Origin of the sequence: Bordetella genomosp. 2, from assembly GCF_002261345.1 — a bacterium.
GTDB lineage: Bacteria > Pseudomonadota > Gammaproteobacteria > Burkholderiales > Burkholderiaceae_B > Bordetella_A.
In genome coordinates, this window is sequence record NZ_NEVT01000003.1 from 231,368 (window position 1) to 248,812 (window position 17,445).

The window sequence follows — 17,445 nt, forward strand, 5'->3', positions numbered from 1 at the left end:
CGATAATAACCGGCGAACGTGTCGCCCCGGCATCGCGGGCGGCCGCGCCATCGCGCAATACCGGAGACAGACCATGCCGAACAACGAACGTTCACGCCATATCACCCACGGCGTCGCCCGCGCGCCCAACCGGGCCATGTACTACGCCCTGGGCTACCAGGAAGCGGATTTCGAGAACCCCATGATCGGCGTGGCCAACGGCCATTCCACCATCACGCCCTGCAACAGCGGCCTGCAGCGGCTGGCCGATGCCGCCATCGAGGCGGTGCGTGCGGCGCGCGCCAATCCGCAGGTGTTCGGCACGCCCACCATCTCCGACGGCATGTCCATGGGCACCGAGGGCATGAAATACTCGCTGGTGTCGCGCGAAGTCATCGCCGACTGTATCGAGACCGCCGTGCAGGGCCAGTGGATGGACGGCGTGGTGGTCATCGGCGGCTGCGACAAGAACATGCCGGGCGGCATGATCGCGCTGGCCCGCATGAACGTCCCCGGCATCTATGTCTATGGCGGCACCATCAAACCGGGCCGCTACCAGGGCAAGGACCTCACCATTGTGTCGGTGTTCGAGGCCGTGGGCGAGTTCACCATGGGCCGCATGGACCAGGAGGACTTCAAGCAGATCGAGAAATGCGCCATTCCCGGTTCGGGCTCGTGCGGCGGCATGTACACCGCCAACACCATGAGCTCGGCCTTCGAGGCGCTGGGCATGAGCCTGCCGTATTCCAGCACCATGGCCAACGAAGACGACGAGAAGGTCGCGTCGGCGGCCGAGTCGGCGCGCGTGCTGGTCGACGCCGTGCGGCGCGGCGTGCGTCCGCGCGACATCATTACCCGCGAATCGATCGAGAACGCCGTCTCGGTCATCATGGCCACGGGCGGCTCCACCAACGCCGTGCTGCACTTCCTGGCCATTGCCCACGCCGCCGAGGTGCCCTGGACCATCGACGATTTCGAGCGCATCCGCCAGCGCGTGCCAGTCATCTGCGACCTCAAGCCATCGGGCCGCTACGTGGCCACCGACCTGCACCGGGCCGGCGGCATCCCGCAGGTCATGAAGATCCTGCTCGACGCCGGCCTCTTGCACGGGCATTGCATGACCATCACCGGCAAGACCATCGCCGAGACGCTGTCCGACGTGCCGTCCGCGCCGCGCGCCGACCAGGACGTCATCCGCCCCATCGACCGTCCGCTGTATCCGCACGGGCACCTGGCCATCCTCAAGGGCAACTTGTCGCCGGAAGGCTGCGTGGCCAAGATCACCGGCCTGAAGAATCCCTCCATTACCGGTCCCGCGCGCGTCTTCGATTCCGAAGACGACGCCATGGCCGCCATCATGGATCGCCGCATCCGCGACGGCGACGTGGTGGTGATCCGTTACGAAGGCCCCAAGGGCGGTCCCGGCATGCGCGAGATGCTGGCTCCCACGTCCGCCCTGATCGGCCAGGGGCTGGGCGAGACCGTCGGGCTCATCACTGACGGGCGCTTCTCCGGCGGGACCTGGGGCATGGTGGTGGGCCACGTTGCGCCCGAGGCCTATGTGGGCGGTCCCATCGCCCTGATCCGCGAGGGCGATTCGGTTACCATCGACGCTCACCAGCTTTTGCTGCAACTCAACATTTCTGACGAGGAAATGGCGGCGCGCCGCAAGGCCTGGGTCCAGCCCAAGCCCCGGTACACGCGCGGCGTGCTTGCCAAGTTCGGCAAGCTGGCCGGCACCGCCAGCCGTGGGGCAGTCACCGATGCGTTTGAAGAGTAGTCTGGCGGCGGCGGCCGCCTGCGTCCTGTGGGCGGGCCTGCCGGCCGCCGTGCCGGCCCAGGAAACCGGCGCCGAACTGGCGCGCAACAAGGCCTGCATGGCCTGTCACCAGGTCGACAGCAAGCGCGTAGGGCCGCCCCTGCGCAGCGTGGCGGAGCGTTATGCCGGCCAGGGCGACGCCATGGTGCAGTATCTGGCGGACAAGATCCGCAACGGCGGCCGCGGCGCCTGGGGGGCCGTTCCCATGCCGGCCCAGCGCCAAGTTGGCGAAGACGAAGCGCGCCAGCTGGCGCAGTGGATCCTCTCCCTGGCGCCCGCCAAGCCCGAATAGCGCCGGACGGCGCGCCGGCGGGCCGTGCGGCCCGCCCTTTGAACAAGGAATCGCCATGTCGCAACAAGCTTCTGCAGGAAATAACCAGGTCGCCGTGCTCGGCGGCGGCTGCTTCTGGTGCGTCGAGGCCGTGCTGGCCGACCTGCGCGGCGTGGTCAGCGTCGTGCCGGGCTATAGCGGCGGCCATGTCGACCACCCCACTTACGAGCAGGTGTGCGGCAAGCAGACCGGCCACGTCGAGGTGGCGCGGGTCGAGTTCGACCCCGCCGTGCTCTCGTACAGCGACCTGCTGCGCGTCTTCTTCGCCACCCACGACCCCACCACGCCGGGCCGCCAGGGCAACGACGTCGGGCCCCAATACGAATCCACCATCTTCTGGCAGGACGAGTCGCAGCGCCAGCAGGCGCAGGACGTCATGGTTGAAATCGAGGCGCAGAAAATCTACGACGCCCCGCTGGTCACGCAACTGCGCGAGCCGGCCACTTTCTGGCCGGCCGAGGACTATCACCGCAATTATTTCGCCCTGCATCCCGAGCAGGGCTATTGCCAGTTCGTCATCGCGCCCAAGGTCGCCAAGTTCCGCAAGCAGTTCCGCGACCGTCTGGCCCGCTGACAGCCGCGGCGCCGGCGGGAACGCCGCGCGCCGTTGCCGCATCTAATGCGGCATACCCCCGGATAATGCGGGGCGGGAGCTGCGGACATGTCCTTGACCCTGTTGAAGCCTGGCGGCGCGGTATCGCCCGATGTCGAACTGGCCGGCCGCATCGCGCGCGGCGACAGCGAGGCCTTGTGCGCGCTGATGCGGCGCTGCAACCAGACCCTGTACCGTACCGCCCGCAGCATCCTGCGCGATGACGCGGACGCCGAAGAAGCGGTGCAGGAAGCCTATTTCAAGGCTTATCGCGTCATGGCTTCCTTTCGCGGCGACGCTTCGCTGAACACCTGGCTGGTGCGCATCGTGGTCAACGAATCGAAGCAGCGCCTGCGCCAGCGCAAGCGCCGGCTCGGCCTGGTGCCGCTCGCCGACCTGGGAGGCGACCTCCCGGACTTGCCGGAGAAAAGCATGTACGAAGCCGCCAGCGGGCTGCCGCCCGAGCAGGTCGTGCTGCAGGCGCAGACGCGCAAGCTGCTCGAAAGCAAGATCGACCAGTTGCCTGACACCTTCCGCATGGTGTTCGTGCTGCGCGCCATCGAGGAAATGAGCGTCGAGGAAGTGGCCGACTGCCTGGATATCCCCGGCGCCACGGTGCGCACCCGCTACTTCCGCGCACGCGCCCTGTTGCGCAAGGCGCTCGAGCGCGAAATGGCCGATGGGCTGAACAGCGCATTCTCGTTTGCCGGCGACCGCTGCGACCGCATCGTCGCCGCCGTCATGGAGCGGCTCGGCGCCACCGCCCCACACCGCTGATTCTCTTCACCACTGGAGGTGCATCATGTCGTTTCTGACGATAGGGGCGTGTACGCGCGCGCGCCCGGGCCGGCGCGCGTTCCTGGGCCAGGGCGGCCTGCTGCTGTCGGGCGCGGCGGTTGCGCTGCTGGCCGGACGCGACGCGCTCGCCAAGGGCGGCAAGGCGCAAGAATCGGATGTGCGCATCCTCAATACCGCACTGGGCGCCGAACTCGAGGCTATTGCCGCCTACCAGCTCGGGGCCGAGAGCGGCCTGCTGCAAAAGCCGGTGCGGGAGCTGGCCCTGTCCTTCCAGGGCCACCACAAGGCGCATGCCGAGCTGTTGTCCAAGACGGTCGCGTCGCTGGGCGGCAGGCCTGTGGCGCCGAAAGACAAGTATGTCTTTCCGACCAGCACGCTGAAATCCCAGGCCGACGTGCTGCGCTTCGCGGCTGCGCTGGAGAAGGGCGCGGTCAGCGCCTACCTGGGGGCGGTGCCGGTGTTCGACAACCGCGAGCTGGCCAAGGCCGCGGCCAGTATCCTGGGCGACGAGGCCATGCATTGGGCCGTCTTGCGGCAGGCGCTGGGCGAAAACCCGGTGCCGGACGCGTTCGTATCATGACTGCGCGCATGGCCGGTGCGATCAGCCTGGCGGGGGTGGCGCTGGCCGGCGGGGCGGCATGGGCCGCCCCGCCCGCGCCGGCCTATACCGGCGAGGCCGCGCGGGGCCAGGCGATTTATGAGCGCTGCCTGGCATGCCACGCGCTGGCCCATGACCGCACCGGGCCACGCCATTGCGGCCTGTTCGGGCGGCGCGCCGGCAGCGTGCCGGGGTTCGCCTATTCCGACGCCATGCGGCGGTCGGGCATCGTCTGGGACGAGCAGACCCTCGACCTGTTCCTGAAAAACCCGCTCGCCGCGGTGCCGGGCACGTCCATGGGCTACGCCGGCGTTGCCGACCCCCAGGAACGCGCCGATCTCATTGCCTACCTGAAACAGGCGCCCGCCTGCGCGCCATAAAGCGCGCCGGCGGGCGGCGGCTCATTCGACGGTCTTGAGCACGCCGCGACGCATCTGGTCCAGCTCGATGGATTCGAACAGCGCCTTGAAATTGCCTTCGCCAAAGCCGTCGTTGCCCTTGCGCTGGATGATCTCGAAGAAGATCGGACCGATCTGGTTCTCGGTGAATATCTGCAGCAGCAGGCCGCCGCCGGGGGCGCCGTCGAGCAGGATGCGGTTCGTCTGCAGGCGCGCCACGTCTTCGCCATGGTTCGGCAGGCGTCGGTCCAGCAGTTCATAGTAGGTGTCCGGCGTATCCAGGAATGCCACGCCGTTCTGGCGCAGCGCCTCGACCGTCGCGTAGATGTCCTCGGTCGCCATGGCGATGTGCTGGATCCCTTCGCCGCGGTACAGGTCCAGGTATTCCTGGATCTGGCCTTTCTCTTCCGTGCCTTCCTCGTTGATCGGGATGCGGATGTTGCCGCAGGGCGAGGTCATGGCCTTGGACTTCACCCCGGTGACCTTGCCTTCGATGTCGAAATAGCGGATCTCGCGGAAATTGAACAGCCGCTCGTAGAATTCGGACCATTCGGCCATGCGGCCCTTGTGCACGTTGTGCGTCAGGTGGTCCACCAGCGTCAGCCCCGCGCCGGCGTGCGTCAGGTCGCTGGCGGCGGTCTGCACGTCGAGCGGCTCGAAGTCCACGTCATAGATGCTGATGTCCCCGATGCCGCCATGGCCGTTCTTGCCGCGCCAGCGGTCCACCAGGTAGATGAGCGAATCGCCGATGCCCTTGATGGCCGGGATGTTCAATTCCATCGGGCCGCTGTGCGAATCGAAGCCCCAGGCGCCCAGCTCCAGCGCGCGCTTGTAGGCCTTGGCCGCGTCTTGCACGCGAAAGCCAATGGCACAGATCGACGGGCCGTGCAGGCGGGCGAAGCGCTGCGCGAACGAGTCGGGTTCGGCGTTGATCAGGAAATTCACGCCGCCCTGGCGGTACAGCGTCACGTCCTTGTGACGGTGCCGGGCGATCGCCTTGAAGCCCAGTGTCTCGAATACCTTGCGCAGCGCGGCCGGGTCCGGCGCGGCATATTCGATGAACTCGAAGCCGGCGGTCCCCATCGGGTTGTCCCAGGTCTGGAAAGAGGTGTTCATGAGAGGCTCTCCCTTGTGTCGTGTTGGAGGACTCGAAAATCAAGTCTAGGACGGAGATTGTAGGGAGCAAAGCGCAGCAGACGATTGCAAATATGCCCCGGGAAGGCCGGTATTGAGCAATAATATTGCTCATTGAAATACATTCAGGGCAGATAATGTCAGATACCGAGCTCGACAGGACAGATCGCCGAATCCTGGCCGAATTGCAGCGCGACGGCCGCCTCAGCAACCAGGAACTGGCCGACCGGGTCTCCCTGTCGCCCAGCCCCTGCCTGCGGCGGGTGCGCCGGCTCGAAGAGCGGGGCTTCATCAAGCGCTACGTAGCCCTGGTCGACGCCGAGAAAGTCGGCCTGGGCCTGCTGGCTTACGTCACCATCCGCCTGAACAAGCATGTCGGCGGCAGCCACGCGCCCATGGGCGAGTTCGCCCGCGATGTGCAGCGCTGGCCCGAAGTAGTGGAGTGCTATGCCATGTCCGGCGACATGGACTACCTGCTGCGCGTGCAAGTGGCCGACCTGGCCCATTTTTCGCGCTTCGCCATGGACACGCTCATGCGCCATCCCGCAGTAGTGGACATGAAGTCCTTCTTTGCGCTGCAGCAGATCAAGGAAACCACCGAACTGCGCCTATAGCTATATAGAACGGCTTTCTGCCCCATAGCCGTCCCCGTTTGTTTTGGCGGTTTCAAAAAATAGTGTCGTACTGACCGTCACGCCTTTGTCATCTGTGCTATAGTCTCGCTCCTTCGCTGCTTGAACGTGATTTTCCAGGCGGCGAAGGGCCGGAATCTTTTGCGGCGAATGGCACGATGCCTCACAGCGTTGTTGCACAGATTGCAAAAGTCGTGTTAAGATTTCGGGCTTGGCAGTTGACGAAAATATCAGGGTTAACCCTGATGTCCAGGCAGCGAGCCGCAGCAAGTCAGATTCGATCGATTTGACAGGTTTCAAAAAAGGCCTCATAATCTCGTTTCTGTGCTGCTGAGACAGCAAGCCGGTTGCGAAGCAGCTGGCGGGCAGTAAGCGGTACCTGTTCTTTAACAACGAAACAACCGATAAGTGTGGGCGCTTGGTGGGCCGCGCGAGGCGGGTCCGGTTTAGCCGGGCTTGCCAGGCCAAAGAGAACCAAGTGCTCACATCGAAGTGAAGAACCTTGAATATGTCAAAGATATTCATCGAACCTCACTTCCTTTGAGCAAAGTGCTGCTACTTCGGTAGCGGTGCGCGAACTACAGAGATTGAACTGAAGAGTTTGATCCTGGCTCAGATTGAACGCTAGCGGGATGCTTTACACATGCAAGTCGAACGGCAGCGCGGACTTCGGTCTGGCGGCGAGTGGCGAACGGGTGAGTAATGTATCGGAACGTGCCCAGTAGCGGGGGATAACTACGCGAAAGCGTAGCTAATACCGCATACGCCCTTTGGGGGAAAGCGGGGGACCTTCGGGCCTCGCACTATTGGAGCGGCCGATATCGGATTAGCTAGTTGGTGGGGTAAAGGCCTACCAAGGCGACGATCCGTAGCTGGTTTGAGAGGACGACCAGCCACACTGGGACTGAGACACGGCCCAGACTCCTACGGGAGGCAGCAGTGGGGAATTTTGGACAATGGGGGCAACCCTGATCCAGCCATCCCGCGTGTGCGATGAAGGCCTTCGGGTTGTAAAGCACTTTTGGCAGGAAAGAAACGGCCCTGGTTAATACCTGGGGCAACTGACGGTACCTGCAGAATAAGCACCGGCTAACTACGTGCCAGCAGCCGCGGTAATACGTAGGGTGCAAGCGTTAATCGGAATTACTGGGCGTAAAGCGTGCGCAGGCGGTTCGGAAAGAAAGATGTGAAATCCCAGGGCTTAACCTTGGAACTGCATTTTTAACTACCGGGCTAGAGTGTGTCAGAGGGAGGTGGAATTCCGCGTGTAGCAGTGAAATGCGTAGAGATGCGGAGGAACACCGATGGCGAAGGCAGCCTCCTGGGATAACACTGACGCTCATGCACGAAAGCGTGGGGAGCAAACAGGATTAGATACCCTGGTAGTCCACGCCCTAAACGATGTCAACTAGCTGTTGGGGGCTTCGGCCCTTGGTAGCGCAGCTAACGCGTGAAGTTGACCGCCTGGGGAGTACGGTCGCAAGATTAAAACTCAAAGGAATTGACGGGGACCCGCACAAGCGGTGGATGATGTGGATTAATTCGATGCAACGCGAAAAACCTTACCTACCCTTGACATGTCTGGAATGCCGAAGAGATTTGGCAGTGCTCGCAAGAGAACCGGAACACAGGTGCTGCATGGCTGTCGTCAGCTCGTGTCGTGAGATGTTGGGTTAAGTCCCGCAACGAGCGCAACCCTTGTCATTAGTTGCTACGAAAGGGCACTCTAATGAGACTGCCGGTGACAAACCGGAGGAAGGTGGGGATGACGTCAAGTCCTCATGGCCCTTATGGGTAGGGCTTCACACGTCATACAATGGTCGGGACAGAGGGCAGCCAACCCGCGAGGGGGAGCCAATCCCAGAAACCCGATCGTAGTCCGGATCGCAGTCTGCAACTCGACTGCGTGAAGTCGGAATCGCTAGTAATCGCGGATCAGCATGTCGCGGTGAATACGTTCCCGGGTCTTGTACACACCGCCCGACACACCATGGGAGTGGGTTTTACCAGAAGTAGTTAGCCTAACCGCAAGGGGGGCGATTACCACGGTAGGATTCATGACTGGGGTGAAGTCGTAACAAGGTAGCCGTATCGGAAGGTGCGGCTGGATCACCTCCTTTAAGAGCTTGAAGTGCGGACTATTAAGCGTCCACGCTTATCGGTTGTTTATATGTGTAGCCGGGATCGGTTGCGGGCGTTGGGTGAGGGGGAGTCCTCCCTGGGCCGCGACCCTGACTGCTGATCCGAAGAGGGTTTTTGGGTCTGTAGCTCAGTCGGTTAGAGCACCGTCTTGATAAGGCGGGGGTCGTTGGTTCGAATCCAACCAGACCCACCAGGTATTTCCGAGGCGGCGGCCGGTAGTGGCCGCGGATGAGGGGATACGGGGGTGTAGCTCAGCTGGGAGAGCGCCTGCTTTGCAAGCAGGATGTCATCGGTTCGATCCCGTTCACCTCCACCATGCGCCAGAGTTCAACGCCCAGGGTTGCGAGTCAGCCCTGTGCGTTGGGTTTTGCCCAATGCGAGCTATACATCGTTCTTTAACAATCAGGAAGAAGCACAACGAAAGTGTGTTCATGTAGTAGTCGGCGCGAGCCGATGAAAATGAGCACGGGTTGTGATTGCATAGATTTAGTTCCAAGTCTCAAGATTCCGATCGCAGTTGGATCGGGATGGCTTTGAAACTTATGAACGGCACAAACGCGAAACATATCAGCGTCCTATAAGACGGTAGTGTTATAGGATCAAGCGACTAAGTGCATATGGTGGATGCCTTGGCGATCACAGGCGAAGAAGGACGTGGTAGCCTGCGAAAAGCTGCGGGGAGCTGGCAAACAAGCTTTGATCCGCAGATGTCCGAATGGGGAAACCCACTGCGCAAGCAGTATCCCTGGCTGAATACATAGGCCAGTGGAGGCGAACCGGGTGAACTGAAACATCTCAGTAGCTCGAGGAACAGACATCAACCGAGATTCCGAAAGTAGTGGCGAGCGAAATCGGAGCAGCCTTTACGATTTAGCCAATCAGATAGTCGAACGGGATGGAAAGCCCGGCCGTAGCAGGTGATAGCCCTGTAGACGAAATCTGGCTGGTGGAACTAGGCGTAAGAGAAGTAGGGCGGGACACGTGAAATCCTGTCTGAAGATGGGGGGACCATCCTCCAAGGCTAAATACTCGTGATCGACCGATAGTGAACCAGTACCGTGAGGGAAAGGCGAAAAGAACCCCGGAAGGGGAGTGAAATAGATCCTGAAACCGTATGCATACAAACAGTCGGAGCCTCTTAATGGGGTGACGGCGTACCTTTTGTATAATGGGTCAGCGACTTACATTCAGTGGCGAGCTTAACCGGATAGGGAAGGCGTAGCGAAAGCGAGTCCGAATAGGGCGATTCAGTCGCTGGGTGTAGACCCGAAACCAGATGATCTACCCATGGCCAGGTTGAAGGCACGGTAACACGTGCTGGAGGACCGAACCCACTAGTGTTGAAAAACTAGGGGATGAGCTGTGGATAGGGGTGAAAGGCTAAACAAATCTGGAAATAGCTGGTTCTCTCCGAAAACTATTTAGGTAGTGCCTCAAGTATGACTGCGGGGGGTAGAGCACTGTTATGGCTAGGGGGTCATGGCGACTTACCAAACCATGGCAAACTCCGAATACCCGCAAGTCCAGCTTGGGAGACAGAGCACCGGGTGCTAACGTCCGGACTCAAGAGGGAAACAACCCAGACCGCCAGCTAAGGTCCCAAATTATCGCTAAGTGGGAAACGAAGTGGGAAGGCATAGACAGTCAGGAGGTTGGCTTAGAAGCAGCCATCCTTTAAAGAAAGCGTAATAGCTCACTGATCGAGTCGTCCTGCGCGGAAGATGTAACGGGGCTCAAGCGATAAACCGAAGCTGCGGGTGTGTACTTTGTACACGCGGTAGGAGAGCGTTCTGTAAGCCTGTGAAGGTGACTCGTAAGGGTTGCTGGAGGTATCAGAAGTGCGAATGCTGACATGAGTAGCGATAAAGGGGGTGAAAAGCCCCCTCGCCGTAAGTCCAAGGTTTCCTGCGCAACGTTCATCGGCGCAGGGTGAGTCGGCCCCTAAGGCGAGGCAGAGATGCGTAGCTGATGGGAAGCGGGTTAATATTCCCGCACCGTCGTACAGTGCGATGGGGGGACGGATCGCGGAAGGTCATCAGGGTGTTGGATGTCCCTGTTGCTGCATTGGAGAAGGCGCTTTAGGCAAATCCGGGCGCGTAATTCAAGGGTGTGGCACGAGCGAGCAAGTCTCGCGAAGTGATTGGAAGTGGTTCCAAGAAAAGCCTCTAAGCTTCAGCTGTACGAGACCGTACCGCAAACCGACACAGGTGGACGGGATGAATATTCCAAGGCGCTTGAGAGAACTCAGGAGAAGGAACTCGGCAAATTGATACCGTAACTTCGGGAGAAGGTATGCCCCGGTAGGGTGAGGCGCCCGCGCGCCAAGCTCGATGGGGCCGCAGAGAATCGGTGGCTGCGACTGTTTATTAAAAACACAGCACTCTGCCAAGACGAAAGTCGACGTATAGGGTGTGACGCCTGCCCGGTGCCGGAAGGTTAAGTGATGGGGTGCAAGCTCTTGATCGAAGCCCCGGTAAACGGCGGCCGTAACTATAACGGTCCTAAGGTAGCGAAATTCCTTGTCGGGTAAGTTCCGACCTGCACGAATGGCGTAACGATGGCCACACTGTCTCCTCCTGAGACTCAGCGAAGTTGAAGTGTTTGTGATGATGCAATCTACCCGCGGCTAGACGGGAAGACCCCATGAACCTTTACTGTAGCTTTGCATTGGACTGTGAACCGGCCTGTGTAGGATAGGTGGGAGGCGCAGAAACCGAGTCGCCAGATTCGGTGGAGCCGTCCTTGAAATACCACCCTGGTTTGTTTGCGGTTCTAACCTTGGTCCGTTATCCGGATCGGGGACAGTGCATGGTAGGCAGTTTGACTGGGGCGGTCTCCTCCCAAAGCGTAACGGAGGAGTTCGAAGGTACGCTAGGTACGGTCGGAAATCGTGCTGATAGTGCAATGGCATAAGCGTGCTTGACTGTGAGACTGACAAGTCGAACAGGTGCGAAAGCAGGACATAGTGATCCGGTGGTTCTGAATGGAAGGGCCATCGCTCAACGGATAAAAGGTACTCTGGGGATAACAGGCTGATACCGCCCAAGAGTTCATATCGACGGCGGTGTTTGGCACCTCGATGTCGGCTCATCTCATCCTGGGGCTGTAGCCGGTCCCAAGGGTATGGCTGTTCGCCATTTAAAGAGGTACGTGAGCTGGGTTTAAAACGTCGTGAGACAGTTTGGTCCCTATCTGCCGTGGGCGTTGGATACTTGACGGAGCCTGCTCCTAGTACGAGAGGACCGGAGTGGACGTACCTCTGGTGTACCGGTTGTCATGCCAATGGCATTGCCGGGTAGCTAAGTACGGAAGAGATAACCGCTGAAGGCATCTAAGCGGGAAACTCGTCTGAAGATTAGGTATCCCGGGGGCTTGACCCCCCTGAAGGGTCGTTCGAGACCAGAACGTTGATAGGTCGGGTGTGGAAGCGCAGTAATGCGTTGAGCTAACCGATACTAATTGCCCGTGCGGCTTGATCCTATAACTCTGCGGGTTTTATAGACCTGGTATGAGCGCGTAGCAGTCAAGTGCCGTTCAAACAAACTTCATAACCCTCGCCCCATCCCGGGCGCGATGTGCTTCTTCCGAATTGCGGCGCCGGCCACACTCGGCCTGCGCCCAACCCGCTACGCCTGACGACCATAGCAAGGTGGTCCCACTCCTTCCCATCCCGAACAGGACAGTGAAACGCCTTCGCGCCGATGATAGTGCACATCCGTGTGTGAAAGTAGGTCATCGTCAGGCTCTTATCCCCAAAACCCCAGTGAGCTCCCCTCACTGGGGTTTTGCTTTTGAGACAAACGGAAAATGCCACCCCGCGTCGCGACCCCGCCACATCGCGGTAATACGGTCTCTCGCCAGGCCCGGCCATGTGTCTTTGTGCGGTAAGATTGACTAAATCTATTCGATGGAGCGGCTATCGTGAGCGATCCCCAGACTTCCCTGCCCGGCAATTCACCCGATTTGCGCACGTTGACCCATGTAGCCTACGGCCTGTATGCGCTGGGTTTTCTCACGGGTGGCTTCCTTGGCATCGCCACGCTGGCGGCGGTGGTGCTGATGTATGTCAAGCGTGCCGATACGGCGGGCACCATGTATGCCGCGCACTTCGACTGGCTGTTGCGCACCTTCTGGTGGGCGCTGCTGTGGCTGGCCATCAGCGCGATCGCCACGCTGATTTTCATCGGCTGGATCGGCCTGGCTGCTACCGTGGTGTGGGTGCTGTACCGCCTGATCAAGGGCTGGCTGGCCCTGTTGGAAGGGTCCGCGCCTACATCCTATGCCTGAAGGCTACGCCATATGACAACGGCTGACCATGGGTCAGCCGTTTCTGTTTTGGGAGTCCGCCAGGCGGGTGCGTCGGCGCCGGCCGGAACGCACAGTGCGGCAGGGGTTCTCGGAGGAAAACAGGCTTGCGGGCCTGGAGAAGCGGCCCTGGCGCGCGCGTCGGGCGGAAGGCAGGGACGTACCAGGTACGCCCTTTGCCGGCTTACTTCAGATGGGCGTTGACCAGCTTGGTCAGTTCGAACATCGTGACCTGGTCTTTGCCGAAGATCGGACGCAGCTTGGCATCGGCGTTGATGTTGCGCTTGTTGCTGGCATCTTGCAGGTTGTGTTTCTTGATGTATTCCCAGATCTTTTTGGTGACCTCGGTGCGCGGCACGGCTTCGGAGCCGATGACGGCGGCCAGCTCTGCGCTGGGGGGTCAGCGGCTTCATGAATGCGGCGTTCGGCTTGCGTGCGGTCGCGGGTTTGGAGGTTGTAGCCATAATGCGGCGCTCCTTCTCTGGCTGTTGGAAAAATTGTCCTGCGGGCGGAGCATAACGTGTCTCCCAGCCAAAGACAAAGCCATTTATGCTCTGTAGCAACTAAAATGGGGACTTGGACACCCCACTACCAAGGTGTGTAACGTCTCATGTACGCCAGATCCGCGCTCGAATCCATCCGCCTCTTTCACGACGAATTGACTGCCATTCGCCGCGATTTGCACGCCCATCCGGAACTCGGTTTCGAAGAGGTCCGCACGTCCGGCATCGTGGCCGGCGCGCTGGAAGCACTGGGCCTGGAAGTGCACCGGGGCATCGGCAAGACGGGCGTGGTGGGCGTGATACGCGGGCGCCGCTGCGACAGCGGGCGCATGATCGGCTTGCGCGCCGACATGGATGCATTGCCCATGACCGAAGACAACGATTTCGCCTACAAGTCGAGCAAGCCGGGCCTGATGCACGGCTGCGGGCACGACGGCCATACGGCGATCCTGCTCGGCGCGGCGCGCTACCTGGCGCAGACGCGCAACTTCGATGGCACCGCGGTGTTGATCTTCCAACCCGCCGAAGAAGGCCGGGGCGGCGCCAAGGCAATGATCGAGGACGGCTTGTTCGATACGTTCCCGTGCGATGCCATCTACGCGCTCCACAACTGGCCGGGCCTCAAGCCGGGCACCATCGGCATCAATCCCGGCCCCATGATGGCGGCCGCCGACCGCTTCGAGATCACCATCACCGGGCGCGGCGGCCACGGCGCGCATCCGTACCAGACCATCGATCCTGTGACCATTGCCGGCCATGTCATCACGGCGCTGCAGACCATCGTGTCGCGCAATGTGAATCCGCTCGATTCGGCGGTGCTGTCGATCGGCTCGCTGCAGGCCGGGCACCCGGGCGCCATGAGCGTGATCCCGCGCGAGGCCAAGATGGTCGGCACGGTGCGCACGTTCCGCAAGTCGGTGCAGGAAATGGTGGAAACGCGCATGCGCGAACTGGTGGGCGCGGTGGCGGGCGGCTTCGGGGCCACCGCGGAGATCGAGTACCAGCGCATTTATCCCGCCACCCTGAATACGCCGCAGCACGCCGACTTGGTGGCCGACATCGCCACCGACATGGTCGGCAAGGAAAACGTGGTGCGCGACCTGACCCCCTCGATGGGCTCGGAGGATTTTTCGTTCATGCTGCAGACGCGGCCGGGCGCGTATTTCCGGTTGGGGCAGGGCGGCGCCGAGTCGGGCTGCCTGTTGCATAATTCCCGTTTCGACTTCAATGATGCCGTGATTCCGCTGGGCAGCGCGATGTTCTGCGCCCTGGCCGAGCGCGGCATGCCTCTGGCCGATTGAGCCGCCATCCCTCGCTTTCATGTCCTCACAGAACGCTACGCAACTGACCATCACCCGCCCCGACGACTGGCACCTGCACCTGCGCGACGGCGCCGCGCTGCAGGCCGTGGTGGGTGACACGGCGCGCCAATTCGCGCGCGCCATCATCATGCCGAACCTGCGGCCGCCGGTGACCACCACCGAGCAGGCGCTGGCCTATCGCCAGCGCATCGATGACGCGCTGCGCCGCCAGGGCGATGCGGTGGATTTCACGCCCCTGATGACGCTGTACCTGACCGACAACACGCCGGCCGAGGAAATCGTGCGGGCCCACGCGTCGGGCCAGGTCTACGCCGTGAAGCTTTATCCGGCGGGAGCCACCACCAATTCAGACGCCGGCGTGACCGACCTGCTGGGCAAGTGCGGCAAGGCCCTGCAGGCCCTGGAACGTTGCGGCATGCCCTTGCTGGTGCATGGCGAGGTGACCGATCCGGACGTCGACGTGTTCGACCGCGAAGCGGTATTCATCGAGCGCGTCATGCAGCCGCTGCGCCGCGCCTACCCGGGCCTGAAAGTCGTGTTCGAGCACATCACCACCAAGGATGGCGCCGAGTACGTGCGCGATGCCGAAGGGCCCATCGGCGCCACCATTACGCCGCAGCACCTGCTGTACAACCGCAATGCCATTTTTACGGGCGGGGTGCGGCCGCATTGGTATTGTCTGCCCATTCTCAAGCGCGAAGTGCACCGGCAGGCGCTGGTCGAGGCCGCCACCAGCGGCAGCCCGCGCTTCTTCCTGGGCACCGACAGCGCGCCGCATGCGCGCGGACTGAAGGAGCATGCCTGCGGCTGCGCGGGATGCTATACCGCGCTGCATGCCATGGAGCTGTACGCCACCGCTTTCGAGCGGGCCGGGCGGCTGGACCGGCTGGAGGGCTTCGCCAGTTTCCATGGCCCGGACTTCTACGGCCTGCCGCGCAACGCCGGCACGCTGACGCTGCGGCGCGAGGACTATGTGATCCCGGACGAAGTGCCGTTCGGCGAGACCTCGCTGGTGCCGCTGGCGGCCGGCGAATCGCTGGAGTGGCGGGTGGCGTGACCCCGGCCGCCGCGGCGCTCAGGTATTCGCGCGGCGGCTTTCCAGCAGTTCCCAGCGCGCGAACTTTTCTTCCAGTTCGGCTTCCAGCGTGGCCAGCTCGGCATTGATGCGTTCGACTTCCTCCGGCGCGTCGCGATACAGGCTGCCGTCGGCCAGCCGTGCCGACAGGGCTTCCTGCCGCGCTTCGATGTCGGCGATTGCCTCGGGCAGTGCTTCGAGTTCGCGCAATTCCCAGGCGCTGAGCCGGGCCGGCCGCGCCGGGCGCACGCGCGGCGCCGCCGTCGTGGTTTCGGGCGGCGCCTCGGCCGGCCGGGCGGGCCGGGCCGGCTGCGGCGGCGCTGGACGCTGGGCCACCCATTCATCGTAGCCGCCGACATAGTCGCGCCAGCGTCCGTCGCCTTCGCTGGCGATGGTCTGGGTGACGACGTTGTTCAGGAAGGCGCGGTCGTGGCTGACCAGCAGCACGGTGCCGGCGTATTCCTGCAGCAGTTCTTCGAGCAGTTCTAGAGTTTCGATATCGAGGTCGTTGGTCGGTTCGTCGAGCACCAGCACGTTGGCGGGCCGCGCGAACAACCGGGCCAGCAGCAGGCGGGCGCGCTCGCCGCCCGACAGGCTGCGCACGGGCGAGCCGGCGCGCGCCGGCGAGAACAGGAAGTCGCCCAGGTAGCTCATGACGTGCTTGCGCGCGCCGCCGATTTCGACCCATTCGCTGCCGGGACTGATGACGTCGGCGAGCGTGGCGTCCTCGTCGAGCTGGGCGCGCATCTGGTCGAAATAAGCGACCGCGACATTGGTGCCCAGGCGGGTCGATCCGTTGTCGGGCGCGAGCTCGCCGAGAATCAGCTTGAGCAGCGTGGTCTTGCCGGCGCCATTGGGGCCGACGATGCCGATGCGGTCGCCGCGCAGGATGGTGGTGCTGTAGTCGCGCACCACCACCTTGTCGCCGAACGCCTTGTCGACATGCTTCAGTTCGGCTACGAGCTTGCCCGAGCGCTGCCCTTCGGCCAGCGCCAGGCTGACATTGCCCATGCGCTCGCGGCGCTCGGCGCGCTCGACGCGCAGGCGCTCGAGCCGCCGGACCCGGCCTTCGTTGCGGGTGCGGCGCGCCTCGATGCCTTTGCGGATCCAGACTTCTTCCTGGGCCAGCAGTTTGTCGAAGCGTTCCTGTTCGAGGCGCTCGGATTCCAGCCATTGGGCCTTGCGCTCTTGCCATTGCGAGAAATTGCCGGGGAAGCTGAGCAGCCGGCCGCGGTCGAGTTCGACGATGCGGGTGGCCACCGCGTCGAGGAAGCGGCGGTCGTGGGTGATGATGACCGCGGCGCCTTTCCAGTTGCGCAACAACTCTTCGAGCCACGCGATGCCGTCGAAGTCCAGGTGGTTGGTGGGCTCGTCCAGCAGCAGCAGGTCGGGCTCGTCGACCAGCGCGCGCGCCAGCGCCACGCGCTTGCGGGTGCCGCCGGACAGGCCCGCGAGCGGCGCGTCGGCCGGCAGGCCGAGGCGCTCGAGCGCGGCCCGGACGCGCGCCGGGCGTTGCCAGTCTTCGTGGTCGTCGCCGATGGCGTGCACGACATCGAATACGGTGGCCCCGTCGTCCAGGACCGGCTCCTGTTCGACGGTGGCCACGCGCAGGCCGGAGGCGCGCGCGACCTCGCCGTCGTCCGGCTGGGCGCGGCCATCGAGCAGGCGCAACAGCGACGACTTGCCGGCGCCGTTGCGGCCGATCAGGCCGATGCGGTCGCCGGCCTGGATGGTGAAGTCGGCGTGGTCGAGCAGCGCGTGGTGGCCGTAGGCCAGTTGGACGCCGGTGAGGGTAATGAGGGTTGCCAAAGCCATGA

The 17,445-nt window shown here is 62.5% G+C and carries 13 protein-coding genes, 2 tRNA genes, 3 rRNA genes and 1 pseudogene; 15 read left to right on the forward strand and 4 right to left on the reverse strand.

Annotated features, from left to right (window positions below; translation table 11 throughout):
- Positions 1-73 precede the first annotated feature (73 nt).
- From ilvD to CAL24_RS03195, 6 genes are all read left to right on the forward strand, one after another.
- On the forward strand, positions 74-1,759 hold the full coding sequence (gene ilvD, locus CAL24_RS03170; RefSeq protein ID WP_028355620.1) for a dihydroxy-acid dehydratase: 1,686 nt from the start codon (positions 74-76) through the stop codon (positions 1,757-1,759).
- Positions 1,743-2,090: a c-type cytochrome gene (locus CAL24_RS03175; protein ID WP_028355619.1), complete on the forward strand. Its 348-nt coding sequence runs from the start codon at positions 1,743-1,745 to the stop codon at positions 2,088-2,090. The genes ilvD and CAL24_RS03175 overlap by 17 nt, the downstream gene beginning before the upstream one ends.
- Before the next feature lie 55 nt (positions 2,091-2,145).
- Positions 2,146-2,703, forward strand: coding sequence for a peptide-methionine (S)-S-oxide reductase MsrA (gene msrA / locus CAL24_RS03180; protein ID WP_094805703.1), 558 nt, complete (start codon positions 2,146-2,148; stop codon positions 2,701-2,703).
- 87 nt (positions 2,704-2,790) lie between these two features.
- Positions 2,791-3,498, forward strand: coding sequence for an RNA polymerase sigma factor (locus tag CAL24_RS03185; RefSeq protein ID WP_094805704.1), 708 nt, complete (start codon positions 2,791-2,793; stop codon positions 3,496-3,498).
- Between the two features lie 25 nt (positions 3,499-3,523).
- Positions 3,524-4,099, forward strand: a complete 576-nt coding sequence (locus CAL24_RS03190; protein WP_028355616.1) for a ferritin-like domain-containing protein — start codon at positions 3,524-3,526, stop codon at positions 4,097-4,099.
- Positions 4,096-4,497, forward strand: a complete 402-nt coding sequence (locus CAL24_RS03195) for a c-type cytochrome (protein WP_212591722.1) — start codon at positions 4,096-4,098, stop codon at positions 4,495-4,497. Before CAL24_RS03190 ends, CAL24_RS03195 begins: the two co-directional genes overlap by 4 nt.
- 21 nt (positions 4,498-4,518) lie before the next feature.
- Here the strand turns inward: CAL24_RS03195 and hppD are convergent, their stop codons facing one another.
- Positions 4,519-5,631, reverse strand: a complete 1,113-nt coding sequence (gene hppD / locus CAL24_RS03200) for a 4-hydroxyphenylpyruvate dioxygenase (RefSeq protein ID WP_028355614.1) — start codon at positions 5,629-5,631, stop codon at positions 4,519-4,521.
- Positions 5,632-5,786: 155 nt separating this feature from the next.
- Here hppD and CAL24_RS03205 point away from each other — a divergent pair, with 155 nt between their 5' ends.
- Complete coding sequence (locus CAL24_RS03205) at positions 5,787-6,263, forward strand: Lrp/AsnC family transcriptional regulator (RefSeq protein ID WP_028355613.1); 477 nt, start codon at positions 5,787-5,789, stop codon at positions 6,261-6,263.
- Here CAL24_RS03205 and CAL24_RS23955 read toward each other — a convergent pair whose 3' ends face one another.
- Entirely contained in the window at positions 6,264-6,806 is a 543-nt protein-coding gene (locus tag CAL24_RS23955) for a hypothetical protein (protein ID WP_141218042.1), read from the reverse strand.
- A 64-nt stretch (positions 6,807-6,870) separates the two neighbouring features.
- Between CAL24_RS23955 and CAL24_RS03210 the strand changes: the two genes are divergently transcribed.
- The 6 genes from CAL24_RS03210 to CAL24_RS03235 all read left to right on the forward strand — a co-directional run bounded on the left by CAL24_RS03210 (position 6,871) and on the right by CAL24_RS03235 (position 12,710).
- Positions 6,871-8,401, forward strand: a 16S ribosomal RNA gene (locus CAL24_RS03210).
- A 138-nt stretch (positions 8,402-8,539) separates the two neighbouring features.
- Positions 8,540-8,616 (forward strand) — tRNA-Ile (locus CAL24_RS03215).
- 47 nt (positions 8,617-8,663) lie between these two features.
- Positions 8,664-8,739 (forward strand) — tRNA-Ala (locus tag CAL24_RS03220).
- Positions 8,740-9,020: 281 nt separating this feature from the next.
- Positions 9,021-11,903: ribosomal RNA gene (locus tag CAL24_RS03225) — 23S ribosomal RNA — on the forward strand.
- Between the two features lie 151 nt (positions 11,904-12,054).
- A 5S ribosomal RNA gene (rrf, locus tag CAL24_RS03230) occupies positions 12,055-12,167 on the forward strand.
- The 16S, 23S and 5S rRNA genes sit together here with 2 tRNA genes alongside, the layout of an rRNA operon.
- Before the next feature lie 177 nt (positions 12,168-12,344).
- Positions 12,345-12,710: a DUF4870 family protein gene (locus CAL24_RS03235; RefSeq protein WP_028356853.1), complete on the forward strand. Its 366-nt coding sequence runs from the start codon at positions 12,345-12,347 to the stop codon at positions 12,708-12,710.
- Between the two features lie 202 nt (positions 12,711-12,912).
- Here CAL24_RS03235 and CAL24_RS03240 read toward each other — a convergent pair.
- Positions 12,913-13,192, reverse strand: a pseudogene (locus tag CAL24_RS03240) (SWIB/MDM2 domain-containing protein).
- Positions 13,193-13,338: 146 nt separating this feature from the next.
- On the opposite strand from CAL24_RS03240, the gene CAL24_RS03245 reads away from it, so the two are divergent.
- Positions 13,339-14,532, forward strand: a complete 1,194-nt coding sequence (locus CAL24_RS03245) for a M20 aminoacylase family protein (protein WP_028356852.1) — start codon at positions 13,339-13,341, stop codon at positions 14,530-14,532.
- 19 nt (positions 14,533-14,551) lie between these two features.
- Positions 14,552-15,610 carry a dihydroorotase gene (gene pyrC / locus CAL24_RS03250; RefSeq protein ID WP_094805705.1) on the forward strand — a complete coding sequence of 353 codons (1,059 nt, stop codon included), beginning with the start codon at positions 14,552-14,554 and terminating at the stop codon, positions 15,608-15,610.
- Between the two features lie 18 nt (positions 15,611-15,628).
- Here the strand turns inward: pyrC and CAL24_RS03255 are convergent, their stop codons facing one another.
- On the reverse strand, positions 15,629-17,443 hold the full coding sequence (locus CAL24_RS03255) for an ATP-binding cassette domain-containing protein (RefSeq protein WP_094805706.1): 1,815 nt from the start codon (positions 17,441-17,443) through the stop codon (positions 15,629-15,631).
- Positions 17,444-17,445 lie beyond the last annotated feature (2 nt).

Coding starts and splice junctions, on each gene's coding strand:
- CAL24_RS03185 (WP_094805704.1), top strand. CDS start 2,791: ATGTCCTTGACCCTGTTGAAGCCTGGCGGCGCGGTATCGCCCGATGTC.
- CAL24_RS03245 (WP_028356852.1), top strand. CDS start 13,339: ATGTACGCCAGATCCGCGCTCGAATCCATCCGCCTCTTTCACGACGAA.
- CAL24_RS03195 (WP_212591722.1), top strand. CDS start 4,096: ATGACTGCGCGCATGGCCGGTGCGATCAGCCTGGCGGGGGTGGCGCTG.
- CAL24_RS03255 (WP_094805706.1), bottom strand. CDS start 17,443: ATGGCTTTGGCAACCCTCATTACCCTCACCGGCGTCCAACTGGCCTAC.
- CAL24_RS03190 (WP_028355616.1), top strand. CDS start 3,524: ATGTCGTTTCTGACGATAGGGGCGTGTACGCGCGCGCGCCCGGGCCGG.
- ilvD (WP_028355620.1), top strand. CDS start 74: ATGCCGAACAACGAACGTTCACGCCATATCACCCACGGCGTCGCCCGC.
- CAL24_RS03205 (WP_028355613.1), top strand. CDS start 5,787: ATGTCAGATACCGAGCTCGACAGGACAGATCGCCGAATCCTGGCCGAA.
- pyrC (WP_094805705.1), top strand. CDS start 14,552: ATGTCCTCACAGAACGCTACGCAACTGACCATCACCCGCCCCGACGAC.
- hppD (WP_028355614.1), bottom strand. CDS start 5,631: ATGAACACCTCTTTCCAGACCTGGGACAACCCGATGGGGACCGCCGGC.
- CAL24_RS23955 (WP_141218042.1), bottom strand. CDS start 6,806: ATGAATATCTTTGACATATTCAAGGTTCTTCACTTCGATGTGAGCACT.
- msrA (WP_094805703.1), top strand. CDS start 2,146: ATGTCGCAACAAGCTTCTGCAGGAAATAACCAGGTCGCCGTGCTCGGC.
- CAL24_RS03175 (WP_028355619.1), top strand. CDS start 1,743: ATGCGTTTGAAGAGTAGTCTGGCGGCGGCGGCCGCCTGCGTCCTGTGG.